Below are 18,676 nucleotides of genomic sequence, written 5' to 3'. Positions count from 1 at the left end.
GGCTCCATGGCCACCAGAACTTTAGACAGGCCGTGTTTAAACTGGATCGTCCTGATTTGCTGGACTAGATCACCAATGCCGGATATGGTATTCTGGAATGGGAACGGCTTGTGCAGTCCCTCCCCCCGGAAATTGATCATTTGGGCGTAGTGGGTATGCTTGGCCACGTCTACACCCACAATTAAGGTTTCAGGTGTGATCATGGCAAGCTTCTGGGAAAGGGGATTGTACATCGCTGATCCCTCCTGGTATTGGTGGTTTTGGGTTTTGGCATTTACACCATACCAGGATTTTTTCTTTCCCTCAAGCCCCACTACTCCTGTTTACAGGAATGCTGCCCACTAAAAGCTGATGTCGTGTGCCCGGCGATGGCGCCAGGACCAGTTCCCCCTCGATCAGTTCATAACGGTTGCCATCGTCTATCTTCAAATAGTCATCGTAGGTATAGAACTTTTTGACCTCTCTAGCGGGTTGAGTCGCCACTGGCTGTCCCCCTTTCATCGCAACGCTGCCCCGGTTATTTCTGATCTTCCTTCCAATAAGGTCAGATGGCTAAAAAGGTGAATCCGTTATCATTATATTAGCCCCGGAAGAGCAGGAGCCGTTATTTACAAGCTCAGATCACTCCCATCTCGCGCAGTGCCTCCACCCCGGCCGGGGGAGGGTCCTGCCAGAGCCAGGCCGTTTTCAGCCAGAGGCCGGGGATAACTTCGGAATGGTAGACTCCTCCGGCACCGGCGGTGTGCAGCCGGTAGCGCCCGTCTTCCCCCAGGCGGTAAAATTCCGCCTGCTGCCGGTCGGGATCGATCAGCCAGTACTCCTTTACCCCCGCCGCCTCGTACTCCACATACTTCTCGCCGCGGTCCCTGGCGAAACTTTCCGGGGAGGTGATCTCCACCACCAGGTCCGGAGCACCGTCGAAATAGGTGGGTTTCAACCGGTGCAACCGCTCCCTACTGATAAACACGATGTCCGGCTCGCGCCCTCGTTTTTGTGGTGCAGGCAGCTTGATGGTAAAAGGCGCCGGAATTACCTCACCCAACTGCCGCATGAGAACGAAGTTTCCCAGCAAATCCACCAGGAACCTGGCAATCCGCTGGTGCCTCACAGCCGCCGGGGTCAGGACCACCACCTCCCCGTCCACCCACTCCGCCCAGGTATCCTCGTCCCCCCACGCCAGGAACTCTTCGAAGGTCATGCGGCCCGGCGTCTTTTCGGATTCCCGGTCAACCGCATAAGCTGCGCTGGTCTCCCGCACCGCTTCTTTTCCGGCCTGAGTGCTCATTTACTCACCTTCCTGAAGTGCCTGGCACCAAACACTCATAACCTAATATCTACTAGCCTGAAATATAAATTCAACATCACCCGTTGCCCAGCCAAGCCCTGCTAGTATTTTTAATTCTCCTCCCCATTGCAGTTCTTTTATTGCTTGTGCTAATTCTTTTTTTGCTTCTTCAAAATTTTCATTTCCCTTGTTATTAACTTCGAGGTATCCGCGAGTTAATCTGTTTAACGTAGACTGTTTGGGTTCCCACGGCTTATTAAATATTATAGAGCGAATAAACTCAACCGCAGTCATTTCTCTCGCTCCCTACTTATTTCAGTACCCTGGATCTCATTTCTTGAATTTCCTTAAAGCATTCAACCAGGGTATTTTTTAAATCAAGCAAGCTTTCCGGTCTCATTTCATAGACAAACGCTCTCTTAGAGGCAATATTACATACTTGATCGGTTTACCAGATATGTTACTTATTACCATCTAATACCTGGGAATTTACCGCCTTTACCCAGGGTGACAACAGGTGTTCTCTATTGACATTGGGATCGATACCCTCAGCCATGAAGTAAATTATAAGCAGGAGAGGATCTTCGTTAATTCCGATAAACTTGAGTACGCGAGCCATTATAACCGGCGCAATGGAGTAAAACGATTCGGCCTAGCGCAAAGGAGTAAAGCGGGCACTTTTCTCCGAAGCCAGCAACCGCATGTGGTTAAGCAGCCGGTGGCTTACAACCAGGGTCAGCATGGCCACCAGAACCAGAGATTCTACCACGGCAGGCGCCCCACTGGAGAACACATCCAACTGGTAGAGACGCTTCAGTTCCTTGAAAACCAGTTCGATGCTCCAGCGCGCCCGGTAAAGGAGTGCTACATCCTCTGCTGAAAGCTGTTCCGGCGTGATGTTGGTGAGGTAGAAATGATACGTCTTGCTTTCCTTGTCGAGCACTCCTACCAGACGGAAGGTTTCTTTAACTTTAGACGTGCTACCCTTGGGATGATAAATCTCGAACTTGACTTTGACACCTAAAATTTAGAAAGCCTTGAGGCTGTAGGAATGAGGTTACTTCCAATTTCTGGACCCCTTAAATTGTGCCACGCGAAAAGTCTAGTAATGACAAGGGTTTCAGGGATCGCTGTCAAAGTCCAGTCGAACGTATTGTCTTTTTGGTCTTCTTGGCTTTGATGGAGACCTCCACCTCAATGTCGATAACCTCCCCTTTAAGCCGGGGGAGGACCTCCTTGAGCTTTTTCGACCGGGTTACCCCGGTAGGCGTGCAGCACCGAGACGATGGTCGGGTTGGCCGATTGCTTAAACCTGCTTACGAAATATCCTTTATTTTTCCTGATCCTGCTGAACAGCTCGTACTTGAAGTAACCAAGGTCAAACAGGAGGATATTGTCCTTCACCCAGGGTCCGATGCGCATGGTCTTTATATCGGCGGTCTTACCTGGATAGATGGCTATGCTCTTTTTATTGCTGGTGAGCCCGATGACGGTATGTATTTTGAGTTCGGCCTTGCCCCTCGCCCCGGGAAACTGTGCGGCCAGGTTATCGTGCAACCTGACAATACTGCCGTCTGCCACCATCAGGTCCTTGAATCCCTTTAGTTTATCTGAGAGCGTAAGGCTGACGTGCTTGGCTAGTTCCACTATGCCGTGTGCCAGGCATGCTTTAAGAAAAGCGATGAGCTTCTTATTGAAACGGTCATAAAAAGAGGATGGGACGAGTGTTTCTGCCGAGGCCGTCTCGTAGGCCCTCCGCAACGAGGCAATGGTACGCTGCAGCCCGGTTCCAAAGCCGAGCACCAGTACCCAGAAAAAGGTGACCGGGTCGATCTTCCGGTTGCGCTGGACGTACCCGACTTTGGCCGCTGTTTCTCTTAACCACTCCGGAGAAAACATCTTGGTCAGAACGTTTTCTATTTCGTGTGGATTAATTTTTCCGTGAATTAGAGCCACTGTGGAACCTCCTCGGGAGTATTATTTGGAGAAGAATTCCACAAAGGGAGGGGCCTATTCCTTCTTTATCAAAGAACAAATTTCGTCACTCATTTTCCAGGGGTAAAGCCCCATCTCTGGCTGCTAATGGAATATCCGGGGCTTAACCGAACACCAATGCATTTAGCTGGGGGTTTACGACTTTATCTTTTATGTTCTCTTTATCAATGAATACCATGAAGACTCGAATTGGGTTTTGTTGCATAATAAATATTCATTATATTCATTTCCGATAAAAATACCATATACATTAAACAAAAGTATTCTTAAATCATTTTTTCTGCAAAGGTAGTTAATTTGCTCAAAAGTTATGCTGTTATCAATAATTTGCATTAAATCTGGACGATTTTTGTTTATAAAACTCATATAATCGCTGTCTGGTATGGATATATACACTAATCCATTTGGCTCTAAATGCTCTTTTATTGTTACAAATAAATCGTCATATCTTTCAAATGCTATGTGTTCCATCACATCACGCATTAATATTACATCAAACTTCTCTTTTAATCTTAAATTTGTTATATCATGCACGATAAACTCGGCACCTTTAACGGTTTGCTTAGCATATTCAATCAACTTTGGAGATATATCCACACCAACAACCTTACTTACACCTAGAGAATATATATACTCGGTTGTTATACCAATTCCGCAACCTAAATCAAGAACCTTTTGCCCTTTCTTTATTATTTGACTTAATCTCTTTTTTAAATACTTGTGCCTTGGATTTTCTCTTTCTCTGTCTTTCTTAAGATATTGCAAAAAATTATCATAATATTCCTTAATGCTTTCATCAGTTTTTTGGCTCTGAGAATCACTTAGCAAATTTTTTTCTGTTAATTGTCCACTATCTTTTAAGCTATTAATTAAGTTATATATATTTGTTAATTGTTTCTGTAAAGAGAAGTTTTTCTCTATATATCTCCTATACTCCTCAGAATCGTATTTATCTGAAATAATCATGTTAACTGCTTCATTTATTGTATTCCAAACATATGGCCCAAATTGTTCTCTGCTACCAACAAAATTATGTATTACCGGTTTAATACCCTTTGCCATTGCCTCCATGATGCCCAGAGGATTTCCTTCCAGCACGCTTGTAGATATTATATAGTTTTTATCTTCTAACCACTGGTTTATATCAGGCTGCCAGCCTTCATAAAAAACATTATGTTCTAAACCTAATTCTTTAATCATTTGTTTGAAATATAAAACATACCTTGGATCTTGAAATAACCCGGCTATATATAACTTAAATCTATTGTCTTTTTCAAAAATGGATTTGAAAGTATGAATCAATAACATAGGCCCTTTTTTATGATTTATATAACCAACATAGGCAATATTAAACCCTGGCTTCCGCTTTTTAAAGCTAATCTTTTCAAGATTAATTCCATTAGGAATAACAATGGTTTTTTCCTTTTTAAGTCCTTTCAACTGGTTTAACACATAATTCCTGATATGATTAGCAACGAAAATTACTTTGTTTACCTTATCCCATTGAACTTTAAATATATAATCAGTAAAGGCCTCATAGCTATGTAATCTGCATATAATATTTTTATTTTTGGCCAAATCAAGAGCACTACCATAAATAATAAGATCGTCACACCATTCAAACCAGCATATATCTGCCCATTTCATTCCCTCATCGATCTGTGAGTAATTTTGAACCACAATTTTTTTGGTATGGTATTCTCTGGAAATCCCTTCAATAATATCATCTAGAAAGGAGTCCAATCCTTTTTTTACAAAAAAAACAATCCTTTTCCTAGTCGTAATATTTTTTCTTGTATTCTTAATCCTTTCAATGGCTTCTTCAACATCTATTTTATCATCAACTAAAAATTGTTTGGCATCTATATACAAATCGTAAGCTTTTTGGTAGTTACCCTGTTTTTCATACACATAGGCCAAGTTAAAGGTTAGATCCCCGGAAAATGGATCGTTTTCCAACCCCTTAAGCAATAATTGCCTGGCTTCTTCAAGATTACCCTTATATATAGCAACAATGGATTTCATGGAAATGATATCGGAATCAACGGGCAATACCCGCTCATATGACGTTATAGCATTTTCCGCTTCTTCAATCTTTCCGATGTTGATCAACGTTTCTATTTTAGATTTTATTATTTTTGCTTTTTCTAGCACCTGTTGCTGATCCATTCAGACTCCCACCTTTGGATATGCTGGCGATGAATTTATCCGTATGCAAATTTATTAGTTTGGCCATATAAGGATAAACTTCTACCGCTTCTTTAAGGTATCTCATTGCGCTTTTATAGACGCCCCGGTCAGCGGCGTCTCTGGCAAGGTGCATCAGAATAAAAAACTTGTCCTCAATATTATCAAGGGTTTTATAAATCAACCGCAGGCGCTCCACCTGGTACAAGTTCTTGATATAACTGACGCCATGCTGTACGTATTTAGTAAATATATTTACACATCGTTCATTTAATCCGTCATTATTCTTACCGGCTTCTTCAATGTCGGTTAATAAAACTACGCTTGCAATAGAGATATAAATTCGCTCGCTATGGAAATCACCCCCGCCAACTTTTTCGTTCAGCAGGAAATTATAAAAATAATCCCTTGCTTTTCCGTCCCTGTCTATAAGGTCTTTTACTAAATTCCTGATAACTCCGTTTTCCAGCTTTGTGAACACGGGGATGATGTTCATTTTGTTTTTTATCATCAACCTTACAATTTCAGAATAGGGAAATACAGGCAATTTATTCAAGTCGTACCGGGATAAGAAAACCTTTATGGTCACCACCGGGTCTTCCTCTTGCCTGATGCGGTTAAGCAGGGCATAACAGTCGTCGCCTTGCGCAAACTCTTTCTCCAATTTTTGTCTACTTAACTCTTCAAGCACATTTTTTTCCTTTTCAAGGATTTTAATGAAGAGAGCTTTTTCGTTTTTATTCTGAAGGTTCTGGTAATACTCCCTCAAAATCTTATAGTTTGACAATTTTAAGTGAATTTTTATTAACAAATCTATTTTTTTCTTGTTGCCTTTTATTAATTCTAAATACTTTAGCGCTTCTTCATATTTCTCTATATAATAAAGATAAGCCGCTATTTTATGGGCTGTCAAATCTTTAACTTCTGTATCAATGGTATAAAGTTCAACTGCGGTATATTCTGACAAGTTTACCTGGCCTTCATGGTATTTGTTATACAAATCAAAGTACTTTTGAAAAGTTGCCATGCTTTCTTCTTTTTGTTCAAGGGCGAAAAGGGCATAACCCATGTACAGGTACAGATCGATATAGTTGGGCCTTATTTTTATTCCTTCCCTGCATACACGCAATGTCTCTTCATATTTTTCAGCATTCAGGCTTATCCTGGCATATTCACCTAGGACGTAGTAGCAGGAGTCGATCCTTTCCGGAAACTTGTTTTTAAGTATTGAATATGTCTTTCTGATTTCCTCCAAGGCCCTGTCGTTATCCTTGTGCATAGAATATGTGCGGGACAATTGAAAACGGTAATATATGTGGTCCGGATCTTTTTCCAGTTCCTTTCTTAACATTTCACTAGTGCGCTTAAATTTTTTTTCCATTAACTCTTGGTCGTCATTTATATAACCATAATGAACCAGCCATATATCGCTGTTTAGCACGGGATACCTGTAATCCGGTTGGTTGTGGATTGTTCCAAAATACCTGAACTTTCCGTCGTTCCTAAATAAACGCTCCGTCACATGCACGACGTAACGTTGCTTGTCCAGGGAAAGAAAATTTTTTTCTTTAAATCTTACCGTATTGTATTTGTTTACACGTCCGCTTTTCAACAGGGACACCAGTTCCGCCGGGTTTTCCAGTTCCTCGTCGGCGTCTATAATGAATATCCATTTGCCCCGGGCATATGAAATGGATATGTTCCGCATGTCGGAGAAACTGTTGTTCCACTGGTGCAGGTATACCCTATCCGTGTACCTCCTGGCAATCTCCACGGTATTGTCGATAGAACCGGTGTCTACAACAATCAACTCCGCCTTCATTGATTCCAAAAGAGGTTTTAAGCTGTTTAGGCATCTAGGCAGGTTTTTCTCCTCATCTTTTACGATCATGCAAATGCTCAGGATGATTTCAGTGGACATCGTTTATCTCCTCGCACCACTGTTCAAAAAGAGGCTTTAACTCGTATTTTAACAGATCTGAAACAAATAAATAGTCTTCGTTTTCAAACTGCTGCACCAACATGTCGAGTTTCCTGTTTAAATCCTCTATGCTAACGTTGAAGTTCTCGCCCTCCAGTATGCGGACGCCTTCTGCCAGTACCGACATGTCGTCGGTGAGAAAGACCATTCTTTCGTTGGCCTTGGCACCTTCACCGGCATCGTAAAGTGCCGTGATGCTGTCTATCCGGTCGATTAGGTTTAGCAGTAGCTCCCTGACCGTTTCCTTTAGTTGGTAGAGCCTTTCCTCCATTACCATTTACCCCCCCTTCCTAATACAATGGAGTAGAGCCGGCTGTAACAACCGGCCCTACCGGATTGGTTTTCAAGCAACCTGTTATCTGAGCAGTTGTAACACTCCCTGGGGTTGTTGGTTAGCCTGGGCCAGCATAGCCGTAGCGGCTTGGGAGAGGATGGTGGCCTTGGTGAACTCCATCATTTCCTTGGCCATGTCCACGTCCCGGATACGGGACTCCGCGGCAGTCAGATTCTCCGATGAGGTGCCCAGGTTATTGATGGTATGCTCCAGGCGGTTCTGGAAGGCACCCAGCTTGGCCCGCTGCGCCGAGACATCCTCTATGGCGTGGTTGATGGCCGAGATGGCTGCTTGGGCGGACTGGGTATTGGTCACATTGATATTGTCCACATGCAACGCCTTGGCGCTCATGTCCTCGATGGCTACCCCCATGGTCTGGGAGGAGTTTGCCCCGATGTGGAATGTAAGTGATTGGTCTGAGAGCGCGGTGATCGCCTGCCTGTAGGTAAAAGTCGCCTCGTTGCCGATGTCGGTGGTGGCCAGCGAACCAAAGGTGACCACCGCCTGGCCGATGGTAACCGTCCCACCGCTTGCTCCAATGGTGCCGGAACCGGTTGCTCCCGAAGCGTCGGACCACTTTACTGTAAACGTGCTACCGCTCATGCCGGTAATCTTGACGTTGTACGTCTTGTTCTCGGTAATGGTACCAGCAGCAGCAATATTCGCAAAGATGGTTTTTGACGACCTCTCGTCCCATGTCACGGACTCACCGATAACGCGCACACCCTTGAGGTCGCCATTCAGCAGCTTCTTGGTGTTGAACTCGGTGGTGTTGGCGATGCGGTCGATTTCGGTAATCAGCTGTTCGATTTCCTTTTGCAGCTCCGCCCGGTCGGTGTTGGTGTTGGTGTCGCTGGCGGCCTGCACGGCCAACTCGCGCATCCGTTGCAGGATGCTGTGGGTCTCGTTCAGCGCGCCCTCAGCCGTCTGGATCAGGGAAATGCCGTCCTGGGCGTTTTTGACAGCCATGTCCAGACCGCGAATTTGGGCGCGCATTTTCTCGGAAATGGCCAAGCCTGCCGCGTCGTCACCGGCGCGGTTGATGCGCAGTCCGGAGGACAGCTTCTCTAGGGACTTCGCCGTGATATTGTTGTTGTGATACAACTGGCGATAGGCGTTAAGGGCCGAAATGTTATGGTTGATCCTCATCTCCTCATTCCTCCCTGAATTTTTACTCGCCGCCTTCCCTGGCAGCGGCTTTTGGGCAGGGTCCTTTTTGGCCGGCCGAAAGGATCTCCCTCCTAGTTATTACTTCGTCAGTTCGGGGATGAGGTTTAGGGGTATAACTAAGGTTTAGGGGTATAACTAAAGAAAAGAGGCCGTTTACGATCTTTTAACCTGGCCTTTGATTTCCTTCAACATTTTCGCTGAAGTTGTCGCCGCCCGGTTTTCCTCCCGGACGGCCCGGTAGATTTCCTCCCGGTAGACGACCACTTCCGGTGGCGCCTCGATGCCCAGGCGCACGAAATCGCCGCTGACCTCCACCACCACGACACGGATGTCCCGGCCGATGACCAGGGACTGGCCTTTTTTTCTAGTGAGGACCAGCATTTATTTTCCCTCCCCGGCGGGGCCTGCCCCTTTGCCCGTTCCGGCATCGCCCGGCGGGGATTCGGGCCCGGTTCCGGAAAGGTGCCGTGGCGGGGGGTCCTGCTGGGTCCGGGAGCGGTCGGGGGAAACCGGCCGGGGCCGGGAAGGTGCCTCTGCCGCCGGGCGGGGTTCGCCGGCCGGGTCCCGGTTTTCCGGCTGTTGTCCGAAAAGCGGGTGCCTGATGGAGTAGCGTTCGTCCACCAGCACCACCTGGCGGGCCGTGCCGGTGGCCGCGTTCACCACCACCGGGGCCAGGAGGTTGACGGTGGCGCGGGCCAGGCCCCGGCTGGCGTTGACGATGCAGAAAACAGCCGCCTCTTCCGGGGCCTTTATGCCCAGGGCCCGGGCATCCTCCTCGGGCAGGTCGAACTCGTAGTTGGGGAAAAAGGCGAAAGGGTTCACCAGGATGAAGCCGGTGTTTTCGTCCTGCAGGGACTGCAAAAAGAAAAAGGGCGAATCTTCCGCCGCGGCCACCAGTTCGAATTCGGTCAGTTCCGCGGGCAGGCCCGGCAGCCCGGCGGGGAAAGTGATTACGGTTTTCTTTTCCGGCAATTTTTATCCTCCGTTCAATATAAATTTACGCCGGGACGCGGTGCTGGTGCGATGAAGACGCACATAATCCCGGCCGGTGGGATTTTTCAAGCGCGGTCATACCGGCGGATGGCTGTGACACTTTGGCCGCCGCCTTTTCCGCCGCCTGCTGGGCAGCAGAAAAGCAGGCCCATTCGTAAAATCCTTCTTTTAAGTCCATTTTCGCGTGCAGAAGGTCCCTTTGCGCCTGTTTCATCCAATCCATCTTTCTTTCCGGCATAATGTATCCCACCCCTGCTCTAATAGTACAATGAACCGGTAGAATTTACAACTTAATCAAAGGATCTTGGAAGGTACCGGTGTGTGCTTCTCAAGTTTTGCTTTCTCCTGCCGAGCTTATAATAAGGAAAATTATTTACGCAAGGGTGAGCAATATGGTTTCCAGCCTTTACACCAGCTCCAGCCTGCGCGTCGGCGGGCTGGCTTCGGGCATAGATACCGATTCCATTATCAAGGTACTGATGAAGGCGCAGAGGATACCCCTGGACCGGCTGAACCAGGACAAGCAGATCCTCCTCTGGCAGCAGGAGGACTACCGGGCCATCTACGACAGCCTGCGCACCTTCCGGGACAAGGTCTTCAACATGAAGCTGCAGGCCACTTACCTGGCGAAGAAGGCTTCTTCGTCCAACGAGGCAGCCGTAACCGCCACGGCCAACTCTACCGCCACGCCGGGTAAGTATGATGTAACGGTGAGGCAGCTGGCCACAGGGGTGTCCAAGGTGAGCCAGGGCACCCTTCCGGAAGAGACTGAAGGGGGAATAACCAAAACCCTAAAGGCTCAGTTCAACCTTTCGTACGACAACCTCACCTTTACCTTAGAAGGGGCGAACGGCAAAAAAGACTTTTCATTTAATACCAACACGGCCAACATTTACACCGTGGTAGCGGAAATCAACGCCGCCAACCTGGGGATAACCGCCAGCTACGACGCCACTTTAAACCGGTTTTTCCTGACCACCACCTCCACGGGCGCAACGGCGAAAATAAAGGTGACCAACGACCCGAACAACTTTTTAACCGGCCCGAATGAGGACGGCTCCGACAACACATTGAAGCTTAAAATGAAGCTATACAGCGCAGGCCCCCCCGAATCAGGGCTCTACACCGGCCAGGACGCCGAGTTTGACTTCGGCGACGCTACGGGCATAAAGAGCGCTACCAATACGGTTACCATAAACGGCATCACCCTCACCCTGAAACAGGGAGGGGGTACTTCTGCCACCATCACCGTCTCCAATGACACCGATGCCGTCTTCAACGCCATCAAGGACTTCGTCGACGCCTACAACGAAATCATAGACAAGATCAACGGCAAGCTCACGGAGCCCCGCTACCGGGACTACCTGCCTCTTACCGACGAGCAGCGGGAACAGCTTTCCGACGAGCAGGAAAAGAAGTGGGAGGAGAAGGCCAGGAGCGGCCTCCTGCGCGGCGACAGCCTCCTGGAGAGTGTGGTTTCCAGGATGCGTGCTACAATGTCCGCTATTGTGCCGGGGCTGGCTGCCAGGTACGACACGCTGGCCGATGTTGGCATCACCACCCTTTCCTACGAGGAAAGGGGGAAACTCTACATTGACGAAGCAAAGCTGAAAGACGCCCTGCAAAAGGACCCGGACGGAGTGATGAATTTATTTACGAAGAGTTCGGAGAACTATGCGGAAAAGGGCATCGCCATGCGGCTTTACGACGACGTGAACAGCGCCATGGCCCTCATTTCCGCCCGGGCCGGTACCAGCAGCTCTTACAGCACCGCGGATAACAGCGCCATCGGCCGGCAGATAGCCGCCATGAACGAGCGCATCAGCACCATGGAAGAGCGTCTGCAGCAACTGGAGGACCGCTACTGGCGGCAGTTCACCGCCATGGAGCAGGCCATCCAGCAGATGAACGCCCAGAGTGCATGGCTGGCCATGCAACTGGGCATGGGCCAGGGCCGTTAAGGGTCGTTTCCCGCAGGGAATAAGTATTCAGTCAAACCAAACGGTTGAAAAGCGGCAAGAAGATACGCGTATCCAAGGGGTGAGTTTTAAAAATGCAGGCGGCTTCAAACCCCTACCAGCAATACCTCCAAAACGCCGTGCTCACCGCCGACCCGGGGCGGTTGACGCACATGCTTTACACCGGCGCGGTCAAATTCATCCGCCAGGCCAAAGACTGCCTGGCCGCCCGGGACATCCCCGGCGCGCACCGGGCTTGCCTGCGCGCCCAGGACATCATCGTGTACCTCCTGGAAACCGTCAACCGGGAGATGGAAGTCGGCAAAAACCTTTTTGCCCTCTACGATTACATGTACCGGCGCCTGGTGGAGGCGAACGTGAAAAAGGACGCGGCCGTCCTGGACGAAGTGGCCGGGCTGCTGGAAGACCTGGCCGGCACCTGGGAACAGGCCCTTAAATTGAAAGGGCAACAGGCGGCGGGCGGCTGATCAGGTATAAACCCCAGAGTGTAATTGTTCAGTAAAACCGTTACCATCGGCACGGTGCCGCGTTGTCCAAAGCGAACGACTTGCGGAGCGCTGGTAACAGCACCCGGCGAAGCGAGGGTAACCGGACTGCGGCGCGAAACCAGCGGCACTGAAATGTAACTTTAGAAAAGGTAACTTACTGAAACGGTAAAAAGATGACAGTAAGGTGCAACTGCCATGCCGCATTTGCAGCGCCGCTAGTCCGGTCCGAAGCGAGCCGCGGTGCTGTCAGCGCGGAGCACTGGAGTGAGCGTGGACAACGCGGCACCATAGCGAGGTCACTGAACATTTACCCCTGAGTTATCACCAGTCTTTGAGAGCGTAATTCAGCTCAAAAGCAAGCGGCTTGAGCAGGCAGAAGACCAAAGGGATGATTCCACAATGCCCCCACAAAATCAAGACGAAAAAAAACTCAGGCTCCTGCAGGAAATGCGCGGTGAAGTGCTGGCCCTAAAGGCCGTACTCGAGCGCCTGGACACACCCGGGAACGGGCCGGCGGCGGAAGAGTTGCTGGACGCTGTTTTCCGGCACCTTGCCGCCATTGAGGAAATAAAAGCGGGGATTGACCAGCTGGACAGGGCGGGGGGCTCCGGCACAGGCGGGCCGGAAGTCTCCGCCCTGCTCCTTGAGCTCAATGAGATCCACCGGCAGAACCTCCGGCTGGCCGCAAAGGTTAAAGAACGCCTGGCCGCTGCCCTGGCCAACCTTCACAGGGCCGGGCAGGCCAGAGCCTACATAAAGAAAAAAGGCGCTGCCGAAAGTTATTTTCTGGACCGGCGGGGGTAACAAAGAAAAAAGGGTGAGTGGCCCGGGGATGAACGGTGGGAACTCATTGACGGGAAGGGACATCCAGGGCATCGAAGTTCCCCTCCGGGAAATATTTGAGACAGTGAAGCCTGCGGGAAAAAGATAATTGATGATTTTTAAAGATACCGGTCCAGGAGCAGGCCGATGGCTTTTTCCGGCTCCCGCGCCGCCTCCAGCACAACCTGTCCGGGCGCTTCCCCTTTCACCGTACCCGTATCCTTTTCCACCACTTCCACCCGGAGGTTTTCCCCGTCTTCCCGCACCAGAAACTCCAGGGGCTGGTTGTAGGCCTCTGCCGCCTGGTTCAGCCGGCCCACTGCAGCCACCAGTTCCTCCCGGCTGAAGCCCCCTTCTTCCGGTGGAGGCGCACCCTGGGGAAAGACATCCTCCCGCTTTACCGCCGCCGGAGGCTCAATCCGCCGCAGCGGCGCCACTTCCTGGGAGGCCAGAGACTGCAATCCACCCGCACCCACTTTCATAATCAGCCCTCCTCTCCTGACTGGTTCAACAGCCCTTTACACTCTCTCACACGGCCCGCACCAGCCTCACCATCTCCCCCGCCACTTCATCCAGGGGGACCACCTTCAGCGCCGCCCCCAGGTCAATGGCCGCTCTGGGCATGCCGAAGACCACGCAGGTGGCCTCATCCTGCGCGATGGTGGGGCCGCCCTTTTCCCTGATGGCGGCCATGCCCCTGGCGCCGTCCCGGCCCATGCCGGTGAGGAGCACCCCCATTACCCTGGCCCCGAAAACTTCCGCCGCCGAGAGCATCACCCCGTCCACCGAGGGGCGGAACCACCCGGGAGGCACAGGCCCGCTGCCGGCATCCAGGTGCACGGTGACGCGGCCGGGGTGCCCCCGGAAAGTCAGGTCGAAGCCGGCCGGGGCCACCAGCACCCTGCCCGGGACCACCGGGTCGCCCTCCTCCGCGTGCTTCACCGGCAGGCGGCTGCGCCGGTTCAGGTGCTCGGCCAGGGGGCCGGAAAAGCCCACCGGCAGGTGCTGCACCAGCACCACGGCGGCGGGAAAATCCTCCGGCAGGGCGGGGATGATCACCTGCAGGGCGGCCGGGCCGCCGGTGGAAGAACCCACCACCACCAGGTCGACGCGGGGGGAGCGCTTCAGCAGCAGCACCGGCCGGGGCAAAGAGCCGCCGGCAAAGGTACCCCTGGCCGCCTCCGTCCTGCCGGCGCCGGCAGCCCCGGCAGCCGCACCGGAGAAAGCCCCGGAGGATAAAAAGCCCGGAAGCGGGAAGAGGATTTTCTCCCGGGCGGGCCGGGCCCCGGAGGGGGGTGTTCCGGCGCGCCGCTCCGGAAGGGTACCTGAGTCCGCCGGAGCCGCCGGGGATGCACCCCTTTTACCGGAAGCACCGGGGCGGCCGGACGGCCCGCCGGGGGCCGTCCGGGCATCCGGGCGCCTTTTTTCCGGGAGGTAAGGCCGTTCAGGTCCGGCCTTTTCTGCGGCAGGCGGGTGCAACACCTCGCCCGCTCCCGGGCGGGCCAGTTTTCCCGCGGCTACGGAAGCGGCGGCGCGCAGCTTTTCCACCAGCTCGCCGACCACGGCCTCCAGCTGGTCCCGTCTGGAGGGTTTGGCCACAAAGTCCACCGCCCCCAGGGAGAGGGCCTGCATGGTGGCCCGGGCGCCGGCGGTGGTCCGGGAGCTGAGCATGACCACCGGAACCGGGCACTCCCTCATCACCCTGCGCAACACCCCCAGGCCGTCCAGGACCGGCATTTCCAGGTCCAGGGTGACCACGTCGGGCTTTAAGGCGCAGATCCTGGCCACAGCCTCTTCCCCGTCCGCCGCGGTGCCGATCACTTCAAACCCCCGGCTTTCCAGCAGGCGGCTGAACAGGCGGCGCATGAGGGCCGAGTCGTCCACCACCAGCACGCGAATTGCCGCCAATTCCCATACCCCTTTTCAGCAGATTTTGACCGTAAAACCGTCCTACCCGGCCCTGCTCACCTCCAGGGCGGCGTCCTCCACACCGACCTCCTTGACAATGGCCCGGGCGTCCACAATCAGGGCCACCTTCCCGTCCCCCAGGATGGTGGCGCCCGACAGGCCGGGCACCTGACCCAGGTAGCCACCCAGGGACTTGATCACTATTTCCTGCTCGCCGATGAGCCGGTCCACCACCACGCCCACCTTCTTATCCCCGGAACCCAGGACAACCACGGAAAGCCGGCCTTCTTCCCTGCTCTTTTCTTGAAAAAGGTGGGCCAGGCGCACCAGGGGCAGCACCTGCCCGCGCACCACCACCACTTCCGCATGGCGCACCCGCTGGATCTCCCCGGGCTTGAAGGTGAGGGTTTCCAGCACGTTGGTCAGGGGGAAGGCGTAAACCTGGTCCCCCAGGGTCACCATCAGCGCCCGGATGATGGCCAGGGTCAGGGGCAGCTTGATGGTGAAGGTGGTCCCCCTGCCGGGAGTGGTGGTAAATTCCACCGACCCGTTGATCTGCTCGATCTGGTTGCGCACGATGTCCATGCCCACTCCCCGGCCGGAAATGTCGCTCACGCTGGAGGCGGTGGAAAAGCCGGGGGCGAATATGAGGTCCAGGACTTCCCTTTCCCCGGCCCGGGCGGCCTGTTCCGGGGTCAGCAGACCTTTCTCCACCGCCCTCTGCCGGATTTTTTCCGGGTCCATCCCCCTCCCGTCGTCCGAAAGGGTGATTACAATCTGGCTCTCCACATAGGCCGCCTTCAGGAGCAGCCGGCCGGCACGGGGTTTGCCCAGGCGGACCCTCTCTTCGGGCGGTTCAATGCCGTGGTCCACGGCGTTGCGCAAAAGGTGGATCAGGGGGTCACCTATGACTTCGATTACGTTGCGGTCCAGTTCCGTTTCCCGGCCCTCGATGATGAAGTCCACTTCCTTGCCCAGCTTGTGGGCCAGGTCGCGCACCATCCGGGGCAGGCGGTTGAAAACGTGGGCCACGGGCAGCATGCGCGCCTTCATGATTTCTTCCTGCAGGTCGCCGGTCACCTGGCCCAGATGGTTGGAAATTTCCACAATATTCTCCACCAGATCGTCGGAGCCGTAGCGGCTCTCGAAGACCTCCACGAAGCGGTCCAGGCGGGTGCGGTCGATGACCAGTTCCCCCACCAGGTTCATCAAAGTGTCCAGCTTCTGCACGTCCACCCGCACGGTCTTGATATTCTCCCGGCCCGGCGAAGCGTTTGCCTCCTTCCTGGCCTGCTGGCCGGCGGCTTCCCGGGCGGCGGGCTGCTCCCCGGAGCGCAGCTTGATGGGGCGGACCTCCACGCTGCTCACCTCGGCAATGGAAAAGACCAGATCGCGCACCTGACCGGCGTCTTCCCTGGTCAGCAGCACCACGGTGAACCCCTCGCCGTACCGGCCTTCCTGCAGGTCCTCCGCCGGGGGCACGCTTTTAATAATTTCACCGGCCTGCTGCAGGGTCTCAAAGATCAAAAAGGCCCGCACCCCTTTCATCTGGCAGCCCCGGTCGATGCCGATATCCACCTGGTAGGCCTGGAAACCCCGCACCTCCGCTTCCCGCACCACTTCTTCCACGGCTTCCTCCAGCTCCAACTCGAGGCGGTAAGCGGAACGCCCGGCGGGCAGTTCATCCGCCGCCGGGGCCGGCGGCAGCTCAGGGCCGGCCGGGGCGGCACCGGGCTCCCCCGCCCCGCAGCCGGCCCGGCAGGAACGCAGCTTTTCTATTACCGCCGAAACGTCCACCCCGCCGCCGGCGCCGGTAATCTCGTCCTTTAATAGCTTGAGGGCGTCCAGGGCCTCGAACAGGACATTCACCAGGTTTTCCGAAACTTCCATCTTGCCCTGGCGCAGAAGGTCAAAAAGGTTTTCTATCTCGTGGGTCAGGGAAGTAATTTTTTCATAGCCCATGACGGCCGAAGAGCCCTTTATGGTGTGGGCAGCCCGGAAGATTTCCTGAATTACTTCGGGACTGCCGCCCTCCCGCTCAAGCAGCAGAACATTGTCGTTGATTGCCTGGATTTTTTCCTCCAGCTCTTCCAGGTAAATGGCAATTTCTTCACCGGTAAACATCTTGGCCACCGTCCTTCCCCAAGCTCATTGCGCGAGCGGTCAGATCGTCTATAATTCGGGAGAAGCAGCTTTTCAGGCCTCCCGGGAAAGCTCCCGCAGGGCTTCCTTTTCCTCCCGGTGGAAGATACGGGTCACATCCAGGATAATTACCAGCCGCTCCCCAACCAGGGCAATACCCCGCAGGAAGGCGGCGGAAACCCCGGCCACCATGGCCGGGGGCGGCTGAATGTCGTCCGGAGAGAGGCGCAGCACCTCCGACACCCCGTCCACCACCATCCCGGCTGTGGCCCCGCCCACCTCGACGATGATAATGCGCGTATTCTCAGATCTGCCGGTGGTTCCCAGACCCAGGCGGCGGGCCAGGTCTATTACCGGTATGACCCGCCCCCGCAGGTTGATCACCCCTTCCACAAATGCCGGAGCACCGGGAATGGCCGTAACACCGGCAGCCCTGATTATTTCCAGCACGTGGTTTATATCAACGCCGTAAACCTGCTCCTTTAAACGGAACACCACCAGCTGCAGCTCGCCCCGCCCTTTATCCATGCCATCCTCTCCTTTGTCCAGCAGGTCCGGGTGTCTTCTGGGTCCCGGCCACTCCTTTTACTCTTCTTCTGAACGGCTCCTTTCCTCTTCCCGCCTGGCTTCGGGCTTGAGGAAAGCGGTCAACCGCTCCCGGATCAAGATGGGGTTGTAACCGGCCTGCAGGGAAACAATACCCTCCAGCATCAGCTGCCGGTGCAGCATCTCCTTCTTGCTCAGGTTCTGCAGCTTGGCCGCCAGGGGCAGCCAGAATATATTGGCACTGGCCACGCCGTAGAGGGTGGCGATGAAGGCCACTCCAATGGCCGGCCCCAGGGACTCCGGGGATTCAATGGAGCTGAGCACGTGGACCAGACCCATCACCGTCCCGATAATCCCCATGGTGGGGGCATAGCCTCCAGCTGCCTCAAAGATGCCCGCCCCCATACTGTGGCGCTCCTGGGCGGCGTACAGCTCAGCCTCCAGAATGCTGCGCACCAGCTCCGGGTCGGTGCCGTCCACCACCAGCTGGATGCCCTTGCGCAGGAAGGGGTCGTCAATATCACCCAGGCGGTTTTCCAGGTGCAGCAGCCCCTCCCTCCTGGCCTCGTCGGCCAGGCTGACAATCAGCTCGATGGTTTCAATGGGCTCGGGAATGTTGCTGAAAAAGCTCACCCGCAGGAGTTGCGGAATCTGCTTCAGATCGTTGAAGGTAAAACTGAAAATGGTGGCACCTATGGTGCCGCCGAAGACAATCACCGCAGCTGTGGGCTGCAGGAGGGCGGTGGCGTGTCCCCCCTCCATCAAAAATCCGCCCACCAGGGCTGCAAAGGCAATTACAAATCCAAGTACGGCTAAATCCATCCTTCATCCCTTTCCCCAGATTCA

At 53.3% G+C, this 18,676-nt stretch carries 19 protein-coding genes and 2 pseudogenes; 3 read left to right on the top strand and 18 right to left on the bottom strand.

What is annotated here, in order from left to right:
* The 13 genes and pseudogenes from BR83_RS0109320 to BR83_RS15550 all read right to left on the bottom strand — a co-directional run.
* A pseudogene (locus BR83_RS0109320) lies at nt 1–233 on the bottom strand (IS110 family transposase); the annotation flags it as partial.
* A gap of 70 nt (nt 234–303) precedes the next feature.
* Nucleotides 304–483: a PDDEXK family nuclease gene (locus tag BR83_RS0109315; RefSeq protein ID WP_027356855.1), complete on the bottom strand. Its 180-nt coding sequence runs from the start codon at nt 481–483 to the stop codon at nt 304–306.
* Between the two features lie 133 nt (nt 484–616).
* A complete protein-coding gene (locus tag BR83_RS0109310; RefSeq protein ID WP_027356854.1) occupies nt 617–1,285 on the bottom strand; it encodes a Uma2 family endonuclease in 669 nt (222 codons plus the stop codon).
* 42 nt (nt 1,286–1,327) lie between these two features.
* Nucleotides 1,328–1,579, bottom strand: coding sequence for a hypothetical protein (locus BR83_RS0109305; protein ID WP_027356853.1), 252 nt, complete (start codon nt 1,577–1,579; stop codon nt 1,328–1,330).
* A gap of 358 nt (nt 1,580–1,937) precedes the next feature.
* Nucleotides 1,938–2,246 (bottom strand): annotated as a pseudogene (locus BR83_RS0109295) (transposase); the annotation flags it as partial.
* Between the two features lie 254 nt (nt 2,247–2,500).
* Nucleotides 2,501–3,241, bottom strand: coding sequence for an IS4 family transposase (locus tag BR83_RS0109290; protein WP_027356851.1), 741 nt, complete (start codon nt 3,239–3,241; stop codon nt 2,501–2,503).
* 189 nt (nt 3,242–3,430) lie between these two features.
* On the bottom strand, nt 3,431–5,449 hold the full coding sequence (locus BR83_RS16970; RefSeq protein ID WP_051618084.1) for a methyltransferase domain-containing protein: 2,019 nt from the start codon (nt 5,447–5,449) through the stop codon (nt 3,431–3,433).
* Complete coding sequence (locus BR83_RS0109280; protein WP_027356850.1) at nt 5,403–7,388, bottom strand: glycosyltransferase family 2 protein; 1,986 nt, start codon at nt 7,386–7,388, stop codon at nt 5,403–5,405. Before BR83_RS0109280 ends, BR83_RS16970 begins: the two co-directional genes overlap by 47 nt.
* Nucleotides 7,378–7,719 (bottom strand): hypothetical protein, encoded by a 342-nt coding sequence (locus BR83_RS15560; protein WP_157832993.1) that lies wholly within the window; start codon nt 7,717–7,719, stop codon nt 7,378–7,380. Before BR83_RS15560 ends, BR83_RS0109280 begins: the two co-directional genes overlap by 11 nt.
* Before the next feature lie 84 nt (nt 7,720–7,803).
* Nucleotides 7,804–8,931: a flagellin N-terminal helical domain-containing protein gene (locus BR83_RS0109270; RefSeq protein WP_027356849.1), complete on the bottom strand. Its 1,128-nt coding sequence runs from the start codon at nt 8,929–8,931 to the stop codon at nt 7,804–7,806.
* A gap of 174 nt (nt 8,932–9,105) precedes the next feature.
* On the bottom strand, nt 9,106–9,333 hold the full coding sequence (gene csrA, locus BR83_RS0109265; RefSeq protein WP_027356848.1) for a carbon storage regulator CsrA: 228 nt from the start codon (nt 9,331–9,333) through the stop codon (nt 9,106–9,108).
* Nucleotides 9,334–9,924, bottom strand: coding sequence for a flagellar assembly protein FliW (locus BR83_RS15555; protein ID WP_051618082.1), 591 nt, complete (start codon nt 9,922–9,924; stop codon nt 9,334–9,336).
* 25 nt (nt 9,925–9,949) lie between these two features.
* Complete coding sequence (locus BR83_RS15550) at nt 9,950–10,183, bottom strand: HEPN domain-containing protein (protein ID WP_051618081.1); 234 nt, start codon at nt 10,181–10,183, stop codon at nt 9,950–9,952.
* 154 nt (nt 10,184–10,337) lie between these two features.
* Between BR83_RS15550 and BR83_RS0109250 the strand changes: the two genes are divergently transcribed.
* The 3 genes from BR83_RS0109250 to BR83_RS0109240 all read left to right on the top strand — a co-directional run bounded on the left by BR83_RS0109250 (nt 10,338) and on the right by BR83_RS0109240 (nt 13,216).
* Nucleotides 10,338–11,906 (top strand): flagellar hook-associated protein 2, encoded by a 1,569-nt coding sequence (locus tag BR83_RS0109250; protein ID WP_027356847.1) that lies wholly within the window; start codon nt 10,338–10,340, stop codon nt 11,904–11,906.
* Between the two features lie 92 nt (nt 11,907–11,998).
* Nucleotides 11,999–12,391 carry a flagellar export chaperone FliS gene (fliS, locus tag BR83_RS0109245; protein WP_027356846.1) on the top strand — a complete coding sequence of 131 codons (393 nt, stop codon included), beginning with the start codon at nt 11,999–12,001 and terminating at the stop codon, nt 12,389–12,391.
* Nucleotides 12,392–12,811: 420 nt separating this feature from the next.
* Nucleotides 12,812–13,216, top strand: coding sequence for a hypothetical protein (locus BR83_RS0109240; protein ID WP_027356845.1), 405 nt, complete (start codon nt 12,812–12,814; stop codon nt 13,214–13,216).
* Between the two features lie 137 nt (nt 13,217–13,353).
* On the opposite strand, the gene BR83_RS0109235 is transcribed toward BR83_RS0109240, so the two are convergent.
* From BR83_RS0109235 to BR83_RS0109215, 5 genes are all read right to left on the bottom strand, one after another.
* Nucleotides 13,354–13,716 (bottom strand): flagellar protein FlaG, encoded by a 363-nt coding sequence (locus BR83_RS0109235; protein WP_027356844.1) that lies wholly within the window; start codon nt 13,714–13,716, stop codon nt 13,354–13,356.
* Nucleotides 13,717–13,762: 46 nt separating this feature from the next.
* A complete protein-coding gene (gene cheB, locus BR83_RS0109230; RefSeq protein WP_242839658.1) occupies nt 13,763–15,142 on the bottom strand; it encodes a chemotaxis-specific protein-glutamate methyltransferase CheB in 1,380 nt (459 codons plus the stop codon).
* Between the two features lie 42 nt (nt 15,143–15,184).
* Nucleotides 15,185–17,266, bottom strand: a complete 2,082-nt coding sequence (locus BR83_RS0109225; protein WP_027356842.1) for a chemotaxis protein CheA — start codon at nt 17,264–17,266, stop codon at nt 15,185–15,187.
* Between the two features lie 72 nt (nt 17,267–17,338).
* Complete coding sequence (locus tag BR83_RS0109220) at nt 17,339–17,812, bottom strand: chemotaxis protein CheW (protein WP_027356841.1); 474 nt, start codon at nt 17,810–17,812, stop codon at nt 17,339–17,341.
* Nucleotides 17,813–17,869: 57 nt separating this feature from the next.
* Nucleotides 17,870–18,652, bottom strand: coding sequence for a flagellar motor protein (locus tag BR83_RS0109215; protein ID WP_027356840.1), 783 nt, complete (start codon nt 18,650–18,652; stop codon nt 17,870–17,872).
* Nucleotides 18,653–18,676 lie beyond the last annotated feature (24 nt).

Origin of the sequence: Desulfofundulus thermocisternus DSM 10259, assembly GCF_000686645.1 — a bacterium.
GTDB lineage: Bacteria > Bacillota > Desulfotomaculia > Desulfotomaculales > Desulfovirgulaceae > Desulfofundulus > Desulfofundulus australicus.
This window is presented reverse-complemented; position numbering and strand designations above follow the sequence as displayed.

Bases quoted from the DNA above. Each gene is read 5' to 3' on its own strand.
- BR83_RS0109310 (WP_027356854.1), bottom strand. From the start codon at position 1,285: ATGAGCACTCAGGCCGGAAAAGAAGCGGTGCGGGAGACCAGCGCAGCT.
- BR83_RS0109305 (WP_027356853.1), bottom strand. From the start codon at position 1,579: ATGACTGCGGTTGAGTTTATTCGCTCTATAATATTTAATAAGCCGTGG.
- BR83_RS16970 (WP_051618084.1), bottom strand. From the start codon at position 5,449: ATGGATCAGCAACAGGTGCTAGAAAAAGCAAAAATAATAAAATCTAAA.
- BR83_RS0109280 (WP_027356850.1), bottom strand. From the start codon at position 7,388: ATGTCCACTGAAATCATCCTGAGCATTTGCATGATCGTAAAAGATGAG.
- BR83_RS15560 (WP_157832993.1), bottom strand. From the start codon at position 7,719: ATGGAGGAAAGGCTCTACCAACTAAAGGAAACGGTCAGGGAGCTACTG.
- BR83_RS0109270 (WP_027356849.1), bottom strand. From the start codon at position 8,931: ATGAGGATCAACCATAACATTTCGGCCCTTAACGCCTATCGCCAGTTG.
- csrA (WP_027356848.1), bottom strand. From the start codon at position 9,333: ATGCTGGTCCTCACTAGAAAAAAAGGCCAGTCCCTGGTCATCGGCCGG.
- BR83_RS15550 (WP_051618081.1), bottom strand. From the start codon at position 10,183: ATGCCGGAAAGAAAGATGGATTGGATGAAACAGGCGCAAAGGGACCTT.
- BR83_RS0109250 (WP_027356847.1), top strand. From the start codon at position 10,338: ATGGTTTCCAGCCTTTACACCAGCTCCAGCCTGCGCGTCGGCGGGCTG.
- fliS (WP_027356846.1), top strand. From the start codon at position 11,999: ATGCAGGCGGCTTCAAACCCCTACCAGCAATACCTCCAAAACGCCGTG.
- BR83_RS0109240 (WP_027356845.1), top strand. From the start codon at position 12,812: ATGCCCCCACAAAATCAAGACGAAAAAAAACTCAGGCTCCTGCAGGAA.
- BR83_RS0109235 (WP_027356844.1), bottom strand. From the start codon at position 13,716: ATGAAAGTGGGTGCGGGTGGATTGCAGTCTCTGGCCTCCCAGGAAGTG.
- BR83_RS0109225 (WP_027356842.1), bottom strand. From the start codon at position 17,266: ATGTTTACCGGTGAAGAAATTGCCATTTACCTGGAAGAGCTGGAGGAA.
- BR83_RS0109220 (WP_027356841.1), bottom strand. From the start codon at position 17,812: ATGGATAAAGGGCGGGGCGAGCTGCAGCTGGTGGTGTTCCGTTTAAAG.
- BR83_RS0109215 (WP_027356840.1), bottom strand. From the start codon at position 18,652: ATGGATTTAGCCGTACTTGGATTTGTAATTGCCTTTGCAGCCCTGGTG.